At 66.6% G+C, this 11,894-nt stretch carries 10 protein-coding genes; 2 read left to right on the top strand and 8 right to left on the bottom strand.

The genetic code is table 11. The annotated features are described in order from the left end of the window. Positions 1–23: 23 nt before the first annotated feature. The 4 genes from nhaA to QK290_RS02925 form a co-directional block, all read right to left on the bottom strand. Positions 24–1,337 (bottom strand): Na+/H+ antiporter NhaA, encoded by a 1,314-nt coding sequence (gene nhaA, locus QK290_RS02940; protein ID WP_282329231.1) that lies wholly within the window; start codon positions 1,335–1,337, stop codon positions 24–26. Positions 1,338–1,409: 72 nt separating this feature from the next. Continuing rightward, complete coding sequence (locus QK290_RS02935) at positions 1,410–1,631, bottom strand: hypothetical protein (protein ID WP_282329230.1); 222 nt, start codon at positions 1,629–1,631, stop codon at positions 1,410–1,412. 3 nt (positions 1,632–1,634) lie between these two features. After that, entirely contained in the window at positions 1,635–2,132 is a 498-nt protein-coding gene (locus QK290_RS02930) for a DUF2505 domain-containing protein (RefSeq protein ID WP_185262984.1), read from the bottom strand. Positions 2,133–2,192: 60 nt separating this feature from the next. Then, a complete protein-coding gene (locus QK290_RS02925; RefSeq protein ID WP_282329229.1) occupies positions 2,193–3,734 on the bottom strand; it encodes an SDR family oxidoreductase in 1,542 nt (513 codons plus the stop codon). A gap of 180 nt (positions 3,735–3,914) precedes the next feature. Here QK290_RS02925 and mfd point away from each other — a divergent pair, with 180 nt between their 5' ends. Next, positions 3,915–7,607, top strand: a complete 3,693-nt coding sequence (gene mfd / locus QK290_RS02920; protein WP_282329228.1) for a transcription-repair coupling factor — start codon at positions 3,915–3,917, stop codon at positions 7,605–7,607. Positions 7,608–7,614: 7 nt separating this feature from the next. Beyond that, the gene (locus tag QK290_RS02915; protein ID WP_282329227.1) at positions 7,615–8,436 is read left to right on the top strand and encodes a metal-dependent hydrolase; all 822 of its coding nucleotides are present in this window, start codon (positions 7,615–7,617) and stop codon (positions 8,434–8,436) included. Positions 8,437–8,517: 81 nt separating this feature from the next. Here the strand turns inward: QK290_RS02915 and QK290_RS02910 are convergent, their stop codons facing one another. The 4 genes from QK290_RS02910 to QK290_RS02895 all read right to left on the bottom strand — a co-directional run bounded on the left by QK290_RS02910 (position 8,518) and on the right by QK290_RS02895 (position 11,892). Continuing rightward, the gene (locus tag QK290_RS02910) at positions 8,518–8,763 is read right to left on the bottom strand and encodes a hypothetical protein (RefSeq protein WP_282329226.1); all 246 of its coding nucleotides are present in this window, start codon (positions 8,761–8,763) and stop codon (positions 8,518–8,520) included. Positions 8,764–8,815: 52 nt separating this feature from the next. Further along, positions 8,816–9,511, bottom strand: a complete 696-nt coding sequence (gene deoC, locus QK290_RS02905) for a deoxyribose-phosphate aldolase (protein ID WP_282329225.1) — start codon at positions 9,509–9,511, stop codon at positions 8,816–8,818. A 159-nt stretch (positions 9,512–9,670) separates the two neighbouring features. Then, positions 9,671–10,534, bottom strand: a complete 864-nt coding sequence (locus QK290_RS02900) for an FAD-dependent oxidoreductase (RefSeq protein WP_282329224.1) — start codon at positions 10,532–10,534, stop codon at positions 9,671–9,673. Between the two features lie 203 nt (positions 10,535–10,737). Continuing rightward, positions 10,738–11,892: a uroporphyrinogen-III synthase gene (locus tag QK290_RS02895; protein WP_282329223.1), complete on the bottom strand. Its 1,155-nt coding sequence runs from the start codon at positions 11,890–11,892 to the stop codon at positions 10,738–10,740. Positions 11,893–11,894 lie beyond the last annotated feature (2 nt).

Here is an 11,894-nt window from a genome sequence, read left to right as displayed (position 1 = left end):
GCCGCGCGGCCGCGCCGCGGCGGTCAGCGCCGCTGCTCGAAAACGTCCGGGACGCCGTCGCCGTCGGCATCACGCCGTTCCGTCTCTTCCACTACGCGGTAATGCCGGTTCCGCAACCGGAGCACCACGGCGGCGAGCAGGGCGGCCGCCAGTGATCCGGTGAGGATGGCCACCTTCGCGTGGTCATCGTGCGCCGAGCCCGCACCAAAGCTCAGCTCTGCGATCAGCAGCGACACCGTGAAGCCCACTCCGGCCAACATTGCAAGGCCGGCGACATCGATCCAGGCGAGGCCGTCGTCGAGCTTTGCCCTGGTGGTCTTAGTGATCAGGTAGGTAGTACCGAACACTCCAATCGTCTTGCCGACCACCAGCGCAGCCACAATTCCCAGTGCCACAGGATCCGCGAGGGCCGACCTGAAGCCGTCGAGGCCACCCACGGCTACTCCGGCGGAAAAGAAGGCGAAGACCGGGACGGCGAAACCTGCCGAAAGCGGGCGGAGCCGGTGTTCAAAGGACTCAGCCATCCCGGAGCCGGTCTCACCACGACTCCGCGACGCCAGTACCGGCACGGCAAATGCGAGCAGCACGCCGGCCACCGTGGCGTGTATGCCGGAGGCGTGCACGAGTCCCCAGGTGGCGGCGGCCAGCGGCAGCAACAGGTACCAGCTGCGGACCCTCCTCTGGGCCAGAAGGGCAAACAGCCCCAGCGGAACCAGTGCCGCCAGCAGGAAGAGCGGCTGCAGTCCGGACGAGTAGAAGAAAGCGATGATGCCGATGGCCAGCAGGTCATCCACTACGGCCAAGGTCAGCAGGAAGGTCCGGAGGGCAGCAGGCAGGTGGGTGTTGATGACGGCCAGGACGGCAAGGGCAAAAGCGATATCAGTGGCTGTGGGAATTGCCCAGCCACGCAGGCTCTCAGCGTCCTGCCCCAGGTTCACCAGCGTGTAGATCAGGGCGGGAACTGCAACCCCTCCCACGGCCGCGGCAACGGGAACCACGGCCTTGGACACCTTGCGAAGTTCGCCGGAGACAAACTCCCGCTTCAGTTCCAGGCCGGCCAGGAAGAAGAAGATGGCCAGGAGACCGTCGGAGGCCCATTGCCCCAGGGAGAGCCGGAGGTGCCAGGGTTCGTAACCGATTTTCAGGTCCCGCAGTGTGAAGTAGCCCTCGGCCGCCGGAGAGTTGGCCCAGAGGAGTGCGGCAGCAGTCGCCAACAAGAGGAGGGCGCCGCCGGCTGTTTCCAGTCTGAGGATCGCGGAGATCCGCAGGAATTCAGGGTAGCTTGAGCGGCTGAGGACCTTAGCGGCGAAGGCGGGACGGGAAGGGTGCTTGGCCATGAATGGCTCCTGGAATTAGGGGGTCGGCAAAACTATTGCCGACCAGACTTCCCGGCGCACCTTTGTATCAGCCTACCCGAGCAGGCCCATAACTCCGATCACCGCGGTGACAGCTCCCAGCATCATCGAGATGCTGACCAGCACCACGTGGACGGTGAGGAACTTTGTGGCCTTGCCGGCGGCGTCCCGCGCCCGGGGGTCCTTCATCACGCGACGCAGGAACTGCGGCCAGACCACGAGGGACCAGATGCCGGCGATGATCAGCAGGCAGCCCGCAAGCAGAGGGAGCTGCACGGCCTAGTGGCTTTCGAGCCAGGCCTGGGCCTGCTGGGACTGGATGTTCAGGGCCTTGGACACCATGGGCTCGGCCGCCTCGGCGATCTTGCCGCCCAGGAAGGGAACAGAGGACGTGACGTTGCCCTCGAGTTCAATGCGTGTGCTGCCGCCCTCTGCGACGAGCCGCTGGACCGCGGTCACATCAAGGGGGGCGCCGGCGATCTTCAGCGTGATGTTGCTCTGGCGGGAACCGTCAGCCGCTGGAGCCTCCCAGTTTTCCACCTGCGTCACTGTGAGCTTTTCGCCCACGAACTTGCGGGCGATCTCCGGCAGGCGGGTGGTGGGGAGGGTGCGGACCGAGGTGGTGCTGAATGCTCCGTCGACGTCTCCGGCCACTTCGAAGGACTCCAGGGTGCCGCCAACGAATTGGCTGGTGTGCCGCTGGAAGTCCTCGTTGATAAAAACAGCAGCAACGCTGCCGACGGCGTGCGGAAGGGTGGTGGTTGCACTCAGTGCCATGGGTCCTCCAGTGATGTGTAGGTCAGAACGCTTTTTGCTCCCCACATCCTACGGGGAGCCCTACCGGTTGTTGGAACCGGCCCCCGCGCTGCCGCCGCCGGCGATCTTCTGCGCCGCTGTGGTGATGTTCCGTGCCATCGCCGGAAAGATGAGGCTGTGGAATGGCAGTACGGCCAGCCAGTAGAGCTTTCCGCTGAGGCCCTTGGGGAAGAAAATCGCCCGCTGCCGGTAGCGGCTGCCCGTCCCGTCAGGTTCCACGGACAGCTCAAGCCAGGCACGTCCGGGGGCGCGCATCTCTGCGCGGAGGCGTAACAGTTTTCCGCGCTCTATCCGTTCCACACGCCACCAGTCCACCACTTCGCCTGAGGCCAGGGTGCCAGGATGCCGGCGTCCCCGCAGCAAGCCCGCGCCGCCGGTGAGCTTGTCCAGCCAGCCCCGAACGCGCCAGGCCAGCGGCAGTGAATACCAGCCGTTCCGGCCGCCGATCCCTTCGATGATGGTCCACACGTGGGCAGGAGCAACATCCCCGTGGAAAGTCCGCTCATCCATATAGACCGTGTGGCCTGCCCAGTCCGGATCGCTGGGCAGCGGATCGGCGTCCGCCCCGGCATTTGACCACGTGGTTTCCACCTGGCCGTCACGTTCCTTGCCCAGGGCCAGGGCAACAGCCCGCCGGTACGGAGTCAGACCGCTGGCCGGCACGGGAATATGGGCGTCGATATCTTGCTCGTGGGACACGGCATCGTGCTGCAGCGACTCGACGAGCGGCAGCGACATGGACAGCGGGATCGGCGTGGTCAGCGCCACCCACAGGCCGGCAAGCTTAGGGGCCGGAATGGGCAGCGCCAGGACCACCCGGTACGGCAGCCCGGCCTCGGCGGCGTATTCCTTCATCATGCCCGCGTAGCTCAGGACCTGCCGGCAGCCGATGTCGAAGGTGCGGTTGACCGGCCCGTCCATGGAGGCGGCACCCACAAGGTAATGCAGTACGTCCCGGACGGCGATCGCTTCGATCTTGTTGCGCACCCAGCTTGGGGCCGGCATCAGCGGAAGGGTCTCGGACAGGTGGCGGATCATTTCGAAGGACGCCGACCCGGAACCGATCACCACCCCGGCCTGGAACACCACAGCCTCCACCGCGCTATCCAGGAACACCTTCCCCACGGCTTCCCGGGAGCGCATGTGGGTGGACAATTCGACGTCGGCCGGGTGCAGGCCGCCCAGGTAAACGATCCGGCCTACATGGGCTGCGGCGGCAGCTGTGGCGGCTGTTTCCGCCATGGCCTTTTCCTTGGATTCGAACCCGGCGCCGGCGGCCATGGAGTGAACGAGGTAGTACAGCACGTCGACCCCGGCCAGCGCCTGGCGCAGGGAAGCGCCGTCGTCGAGACTGCCCTGGATCACCTCAACTTTGCCTAGCCACGGCACACCTGCGATCTTGGCCGGAGTCCTGACCATGACCTTTACGGTGTGGCCGGCCTCCAGCAGCCGGGGGACCAGGCGGCCGCCGATGTAGCCGGTGGCGCCGGTCACGAGGACGGTTTGCGCCGTCCCTGCGGCCACGGTGGAGGGAGTGTCGCTCGGACTCTTGCTATCGCTCATTGAAGGCTCCTCAGGCCAGGCGGGCGGATGCGTCAAACGGGTGCGCTTCCTCAGCAAGCTTAGCAACGGGGGTTCCCGGCGGGCCCCGGTGCAGGGGTAGGCTGGGATGACCCGGGATTCGAAGAGAATTTCGGGTTTTCGTGTTGCCTGCGATCCCTTGAACCCACAGGAGTTTCCGCCATGAGCCCCACTGGCCCGTCCCATCCTGGCCCGTCCCACGCCGGTCCATCGCTGGCCGGGCTGCGCCGTGTCCTGGCAGAAGACCAGACGTTCGCCAGGGTCCAGGCCGAGGCGGCCAGGGGCTTTGATGTCCGGGGCCAGGATTACCAGGTCAGCGCGCCGGCCGGTCTCCGTGCCGTCCTGCTGGCGGAAATGGCAGACGGCCTGGCCGCCGGTGCCGACGAAGGAACTCCCGATGGCGGGTTTCCCCCGGTGGTGCTGGCAGTCACCGCGACAGGACGCGAGGCAGAGGACCTGACGGCGGCCCTGCGTGCCTACCTGCCGGCCGATTCAGTGGCCGAGTTCCCCAGTTGGGAAACCCTGCCGCACGAGCGGCTCTCGCCCCGTTCGGACACGGTGGGCCGCCGGCTGTCCGTCCTGCGCCGCCTGGCTCACCCGGAAAGTTCGACGGCGGGTCCGTTGCGGGTGGTGGTGGCGCCGGTCCGCGCGGTGGTCCAGCCGATCGTCGCCGGGCTGGGTGAGCTCGTTCCGGTCACGCTGAAGGTGGGACAGGACATGCCGTTCTCCGACGTGGTGCGGAGCCTCGCCGACGCGGCCTACGCACGCGTGGACATGGTCACCCACCGTGGCGAGTTTGCCGTCCGCGGCGGTATCATCGACGTTTTCCCACCCACCGAGGACCACCCCATCCGGGTAGAGTTCTTCGGCGACGAGGTGGACCAGATGCGCTGGTTCGCGGTGGCCGACCAGCGCTCGCTGTCGGCGCCCGGCGTGCATCACCCCACCGAACTCCATGCCCCGCCCTGCCGCGAAATCCTGATCACGCCGTCAGTGATGTCCCGCGCGGCCACCCTGAAGGCGCAGCTCCCCGCGGCCGCGGACATGCTCGAGAAGATCGCCGGCGGCATCACCGTGGAAGGGATGGAATCCCTGGCCCCGGTGCTGGTGGATGCCATGGTCCCGTTCGTGGAGCAGCTGCCCGCCGGGTCCATTTCGGTGATTATAGAACCGGAAAAGGTACGCCGCCGCGCACATGATCTTGCCGCCACCAACGAGGAGTTCCTGGAAGCTGCCTGGTCCACGGCATCCGATGGCGGCACGGCTCCGCTGGACCTCAGCTCGGCGGCGTCGGAAGCCTTGCACTCCGCCAGCTTCCGTTCCCTGGCCGAAACCCGGAGCTCCTCGCTGGAGCACGAGGTCTCGTGGTGGTCGATTACGTCACTGGCCACTGACGAGGAGCTGCTGCCGGAGATCGACGTCCTCAACCTCCGCGCCCGGGAACCGCGCGGGTACCAGGGTGATGTGGCCGAGATGATGGACTTCATCGGCTCCCACGTCCGGGACCAATGGCGGATCGTGGTGGCCACGGAGGGTCCCGGCCCTGCGCAGCGCCTGGCGGAACTGTTCCACGATGCCGACATCCCCTGTGCCCGGGTGGACACCCTTGAGAAGGAGCCGCAGGCGGGCATCATCGAGGTGACCACTGCCGCCGTCGGACGCGGTTTTGTCCTGGACACCCTCAAAATTGGGCTGCTCACCGAAGCGGACCTGCTGGGACGGACGTCCGCGGGCTCCACCAAGGACATGCGGCGCATGCCGTCCAAGCGACGGAACGCCGTGGACCCGCTGCAGCTGGTCAACGGCGATTCCGTGGTGCACGAACAGCACGGCATTGGCCGCTTCATCGAACTCATCCAGCGCAAGGTGGCCGGCGGCGGAGACGGCGTCCGCGAATACCTGGTCCTGGAATACGCCCCGTCCAAGCGCGGCGCCCCCGGGGACCGCCTGTTTGTCCCCACCGACCAGCTGGACCAGGTGACCCGCTACGTCGGCGGAGACACGCCCGTACTCAGCAAGATGGGCGGCTCCGACTGGGCCAGCACCAAGTCCAAGGCACGCAAGGCCGTCAAGGAGATCGCCGGCGAACTCATCCGGCTGTACTCCGCTCGGATGGCCTCAAAGGGCCATGCCTTCGGGCCGGACACCCCGTGGCAGCGCGAGCTGGAGGAGGCCTTCCCGTACGTGGAAACGCCGGACCAGCTGACCACCATCAACGAGGTCAAGGCGGACATGGAGCGGGAAATCCCCATGGACCGCCTGGTGTCCGGCGACGTCGGCTACGGCAAAACCGAGATCGCCGTCCGGGCCGCGTTCAAGGCGGTCCAGGACGGGAAGCAGGTGGCGATCCTGGTGCCCACCACCCTGCTGGCCCAGCAGCACTACGAAACGTTCACCGAACGCTTCTCCGGGTTCCCCCTGCGGGTCAAAGCCCTGTCCCGGTTCCAGGGGACCAAGGAAACCAAAGAGACCGTTGAAGGAGTCAAGAGCGGCGCCGTTGACGTGGTCATTGGCACCCACCGGCTGCTGTCCAAGGACTTCGCGTTCAAGGACCTGGGCCTGGTGATCGTGGACGAGGAACAGCGCTTCGGCGTGGAGCACAAGGAAGCGCTGAAGAAAATGCGGACCAACGTGGACGTGCTGGCCATGAGCGCCACCCCGATTCCGCGGACCCTCGAGATGTCGCTGACCGGCATCCGGGAAACGTCCACCCTGGCCACTCCGCCGGAGGAACGCCACCCCGTCCTCACCTACGTGGGCCCGTACACGGACAAGCAGACCTCGGCCGCCATCCGCCGCGAGCTGATGCGTGAAGGCCAGGTGTTCCTGGTCCACAACCGGGTGTCCACCATCGAACGGACGGCTGCGAAGATCCGTGAACTGGTTCCGGAAGCGCGCGTGGAGGTGGCTCACGGGCAGATGTCCGAGAGCCGCCTGGAGCAGATCATCGTCGACTTCTGGGAGAAGCGCTTCGACGTCCTGGTGTGCACCACCATCATCGAAACCGGCCTGGACATCTCCAACGCCAACACCCTGATTGTGGACGGAGCCGACAAATACGGCCTCTCCCAGCTGCACCAGCTCCGCGGCCGGGTGGGCCGCGGCCGTGAACGCGCCTATGCCTACTTCCTGTACCCGTCCGAGAAGCCCCTGGGCGAGGTGGCCCTGGAACGGCTCAAAGCCGTGGCCACCCACAACGAACTCGGTGCCGGCATGCAGCTGGCCATGAAGGACCTCGAAATCCGCGGTGCCGGCAACCTGCTGGGCGGCGAGCAGTCCGGCCACATCCAGGGTGTGGGCTTCGACCTTTACATCCGCCTCGTGGGAGAGGCGGTGGCCGACTTCCGCGGGGACGCCGAGGAAAAGGCCGCCGAAATGAAGATCGAGCTGCCGGTCAATGCCCACCTCCCGCACGATTATGTGCCGGGGGAGCGGCTCCGCCTGGAGGCCTACCGGAAGCTGGCCTCCGCGGTGACCTACGAGGCCATCGAGGAGGTGCTGGCCGAACTCGTGGACCGTTACGGCGAGCCGCCGCTGCCGGTCCAGAACCTCATCGCCGTGGCCCGCTTCCGGGTGGGCGCCCGCGAAGCCGGCCTGTCCGACGTTGCGCTGCAGGGAAACTTCATCAAGTTCTCGCCCGCGCAGCTGCCGGAGTCGAAACTGATGCGGCTGACCCGGATGTACCCGGGTTCCCAGTCCAAGCCTGCCCTGGACGCGGTGCTGATTCCGAAGCCCAAGACCGCCAGGATCGGCGGCCGCGACCTCCAGGACGCCGAAATCCTCGAATGGGCCAACGGCGTCATCCGCAACATCTTCTCCGACGCGCCGCTCGCCGCTCCGGCAGCAAGGGGTTAAGCCCTTGATGGGAGGACACCACGCCGCGTCGGGAGCCGCGGCGTGGGTAGCCATTGCCTCAACGGGGCCGTACACGCTGGGCTGGTATCCACTGGACGCCACAGGAATCCTCATCGGCGGGATGGCGACGGCGGGGACGGCGCTCGTGTGCGACTGGGACCACCGCCACAGCACGGTGGCCGGCTCGCTGCCACCGCTCTCCAACCTGATTGCGGTGGGTATTGAGAACGCCAGCGGCGGGCACCGGCAAGGCACCCACTCGGTGCTCGGGGCCGCGTGCTTTGTGCTGCTGGCCACGATGGCCGGACAGTTCCAGCTGCAGACGGACTGGGGCCTGCTGTCCGTGGGTGCCGGCCTGCTGTGCATGTTCATGATCAACATTGCGGCCAAGGCGCTGAAGCTGTTTCCCAAGTCCGGATTTATCAGCAACTGGATCTTTGCGCTGACCATGGCCGGACTGGTGACCTGGTTCGCGCCGGAGCAGTGGACCTGGCTGCCCGTCTCGATGCTGACCGGGGTGGTGGTCCACATCGTGGGGGACATGATCACCACAGGGGGTGTGCCCCTGCTCTGGCCGATCGTCATCAAGTCGCCGAAGTTCCTCCGGAAGCTGCCGGTACTCAACGACGTCTGGAAAGCCAACGGCGCCTTTTCCTTGCCGCTGCTGGGCCGCGCCGGTTCCAAACGCGAGTGGCTGGTCCTGATCCCGGTGAGCGCCTACGCCATGGTGGGCATGTGCGTGGCGGCGTGGTCGTCGGCGAAAGCCCATTTCCCGGCCGCCATGGCACTCGGTAAGACCGTGGTCAGCCGGCTGCTGGGCGCGGGCTGACGCGGCCGGTACAGTTCACGACTTAAAAAGCTGCGGCCCCGGAATATCCGGGGCCGCAGACCTTTAAGTTGCAGAGGGTTCTTACTTGCCGCCGGCTGAATCGGAGCGGCCGGTGATGGTCTGCGGGATCCAGAACGCCAGGAAAAACAGGCCCAGGCAGACAGCCATCGGCCACGGGTTGCCGAGCGTGAGGAAGGACAGGGAGTAGATGGAGCCCAGGAACAGCGCCATCATGGGTACAAACAGAAGGATGCTGCCCACAAGGCTGTTCTCGTTCTGGGGGGTCTGTACCGTGGCGTTGCCGGACTCGGTGGTCTTGCTGGACATTATTTCCTCCTCGGCCCCGCGGGGCTCAAACTGTGGCGGCTCCGGGCCTGCGTCAGTAACTGGATGAACCCTGTTCACCCTTGACGATGGCAATGCCGGAACTGGCACCAATACGTGTTGCACCTGCAGCAATCATAGCCTGCGCGTCGGCCAGGGAACGTACGCCGCCGGACGCCTTGACGCCGAGATCGGGGCCTACAGTGCGGCGCATCAGAGCGATATCCTCGGCCGTGGCACCCCCGCCATTGAACCCCGTGGACGTCTTGACGAAGTCCGCCCCCGCTTCAACGGACGCCCGGCAGGCAAGGACCTTCTGGTCATCGCTGAGCAATGCGGTTTCGATGATGACCTTCAGGATGGCTCCGCCTGCGTGGACCGTCTCCGCGACGGCGGAGATATCGTCCACCAGCGCACCCTTGTCACCGGCACGGGCAGCCGCGATGTTGATGACCATGTCAATTTCGTCCGCCCCATCCAGTACCGCGCCGCGGGCTTCAAAGGCCTTCACGTCGCTGGGCGTGGCACCCATGGGAAAGCCGATGACCGAGCACGTGAGGACCCCGGACCCCTTCAGGGCGGTCTTGACTGTCTTGACCCAGAGGGGGTTAACGCAGACCGACTTGAAGTGGTACTCAGCGGCCTCGGCACACACTCCGAGGATCTCCGCTTCGCTGGCCTCGGGCTTGAGCAGCGTGTGGTCGATGTAGGAAGCGATGTTGCCGGTTGCGGGAATGGCTTCGTTGCTCATCAGGATGGTCCTTTCCAAGGGGCCTTGTGGGCCGCAAAACGCCGAGGCGTCCATGGCTCTTCTGGTGACCATCTTGCCATAGCAACGCGGGGTCACTTCCGGCCCAAAGAACGTTCCGCATTGGGCGGGATGTGACCCCGCGTTGTTGTGAGCAGGAGGTCAGGCAGCCACGGCAACGCGCTGTTCCGCCGCTGATATAGCGGTCATCAGCTGCGCCGCGCAGGCGCCGGCGGCAGAGGCCGCCGCGACCAGCAGCCCCAGCCGCACGCCGTCGAACGCGGCGGCGTCGCCGATGGCCCAGACGCCGGCGACCGATGTCCGGTAGTCCTTGCTGATGGCGATTCCGCCGTTGGGGGCGGTAGCGAGTCCGGCGCTGGCGGCGAGTCCATCGCGGGAAATCCGCTCTTCGGCCAGGACAACCAGATCGCCATTCATGCTGCTGCCGTCTTCGAAGACGACCCCGGAGGCGGTCAGGCCTGAGCCGGCGATGGAGTGCACTACGGCGGCCGGCCGGACCGTTGTGCGGATAGGCCGGACGCCGCGGGCCCGCAGCACCGCTTCGGCCTGGCCCGCTGCCGCGCCGGTTCCCACGAGGATCCCCAGTGGCCGCCGGCCCAGTTCCCGCGTCACTTCCTTCACGGCGTCGCCGATCCGGGCTGCGTCGTCGATCGTGGAGTAGCTCAGGCAGCGGCCGGCGCCGGCCACGGGGGACGCGACGGGCGCTGATCCGGTGGCGATGACCAGCTCGTCGTAGCTCAGGTCCATGCCGTCGGCGGTGGTGACGGAACGGTTCCCCGCGTCGATGAAGCTGGCTGGCTGGCCGAAGCGGACTGATACCTGTGGCAGCTCTGCGAGTTCCAGGAGTTCGGCTGGAGCGTCGTCCCGGTTGCTGAGGACGGTGACTGTGCCGCGGAAGCGTGCAGCGTCAAGCTGGCGGACCAGCGCCTGTGCGGCGGGCCCTGCTCCGGCAATGACAATGCGAGGAGCCTGGGAAACTGAGGTGGACGGTGCCGGAGCGGACATGTGCTCGCCCTTTCGCTGGCGGCCGCAGGAGCGGCCGGAACTTCGTGATGAATCCCAGCGTAGGCTGCCCGTTTTTCCACCGTGTTTCCACATTGTCGCTGCCATTTACCGCCCGGTAACAATAGGAGTTTTTGTCCAGATAATGCGCTCAAAACGGCGCTTTGGCCGCCTTATCTGGACAAAAACTCCTTTTGCGGGAGGCGCTAGACCCGGATCCGGTAACCCCGCTTGACCACCGTCTCCACCAGGCGGCCGTCCGGCAGTGATGACCGCAGGCGGCTGACCGTCATGTCCAAGGCATGGACCGAGCCCTTCAGCTCGAGCAGCTCCGACAGCGATTCCCGGGAAAGCACGGCCCCACCGGCCCCCAAGAGGGCGCGCAGCAGCAGCAGGGGCGCAGGCGCCAGCTCAACCTGTACTCCATCGACCCGCAGGCTGCGCCCGCGCAGCTCCAGGTTGCCCGACGCGGTGTCCAGCCGCCGCACATGGTTCAGGGCGAGGTGCTCGCACACCAGCCGGATGAGGGCGCCCATCCGGAACCGCTCCGGAATGAGCGGGGTGATGCCGGCGTCGAGCAGGGGCTGGGCCGTGACAGGCCCCACCACTGCCGTGGTGACGTTGGTTTTCAGGCTTTCGATGAGCTGCTTGTAGACGCCCATTTCGTGGGCGGTGCTCCACACGGCGTCGACGGCGGGGGCGCTGGTAAAGGTGAGCACGTCCAGGTTGCCGCTGCACACAGCCTCGATGAGGCGCGGGAGCCGGTCTTCGCCGTCGGGCTTTACCCAGCGGTAGGGGGTGACCGTCAGGACGGTAGCGCCGGACATACGCAGCCGTTCCAGCTGCCGGACGTCCGTGTAGCCGTGCAGCTGCACGGCCACGGTCTTGCCGCGCACGCCTTCGGCGAGCAGCATATCCACCAGCGTTGCGGTGGTTTCGTCGCTGCTGATTCCGACGTCGGCGAGTCCGGCCGCGCGGACGGCGCCGCGGGCTTTGGGGCCGCGGACGAACATCCGGCACGCCCCGAGGGTTTCCAGTAGCTGCTCACCGATCCCAAAGGAATCGGCAGCTTCGCACCAGCGGCGCATGCCGTACGCCGTGGTGGCGATGCACAGGTCCGGGCGTGCGGCGATGATGGCCTTGGTGTCCTCGATGAGGCGGATGTCCTCCTGCACCGGGGCGATTTTGAGGGCCGGCGCGTGCAGTACTTCCGCGCCGCGGCGTTCCAGGGCCTCGATGAGGTCCCGGGAGCGCCGGTGCGAGGTGACTCCGATGCGGAAGCCCTCCAGCGGGGAGCCCGCAGCCTCCGGCCCGGAGGTCTCTTCAAGCTGGGCGGGCTCAGCGGGTGCCAGTGCGGTCATGG

This window comes from Pseudarthrobacter sp. AL07 (assembly GCF_029960665.1).
Lineage (GTDB): Bacteria > Actinomycetota > Actinomycetes > Actinomycetales > Micrococcaceae > Arthrobacter.
Note: the sequence above shows the minus strand (reverse complement) of the source record. Positions and strands in the feature narration are given on the sequence as shown.

What these genes read in the sequence shown, in the direction of transcription:
- QK290_RS02895 (WP_282329223.1), bottom strand. Translation starts at nt 11,892, where the DNA reads ATGACCGCACTGGCACCCGCTGAGCCCGCCCAGCTTGAAGAGACCTCC.
- QK290_RS02915 (WP_282329227.1), top strand. Translation starts at nt 7,615, where the DNA reads ATGGGAGGACACCACGCCGCGTCGGGAGCCGCGGCGTGGGTAGCCATT.
- QK290_RS02900 (WP_282329224.1), bottom strand. Translation starts at nt 10,534, where the DNA reads ATGTCCGCTCCGGCACCGTCCACCTCAGTTTCCCAGGCTCCTCGCATT.
- deoC (WP_282329225.1), bottom strand. Translation starts at nt 9,511, where the DNA reads ATGAGCAACGAAGCCATTCCCGCAACCGGCAACATCGCTTCCTACATC.
- QK290_RS02930 (WP_185262984.1), bottom strand. Translation starts at nt 2,132, where the DNA reads ATGGCACTGAGTGCAACCACCACCCTTCCGCACGCCGTCGGCAGCGTT.
- mfd (WP_282329228.1), top strand. Translation starts at nt 3,915, where the DNA reads ATGAGCCCCACTGGCCCGTCCCATCCTGGCCCGTCCCACGCCGGTCCA.
- QK290_RS02910 (WP_282329226.1), bottom strand. Translation starts at nt 8,763, where the DNA reads ATGTCCAGCAAGACCACCGAGTCCGGCAACGCCACGGTACAGACCCCC.
- nhaA (WP_282329231.1), bottom strand. Translation starts at nt 1,337, where the DNA reads ATGGCCAAGCACCCTTCCCGTCCCGCCTTCGCCGCTAAGGTCCTCAGC.
- QK290_RS02925 (WP_282329229.1), bottom strand. Translation starts at nt 3,734, where the DNA reads ATGAGCGATAGCAAGAGTCCGAGCGACACTCCCTCCACCGTGGCCGCA.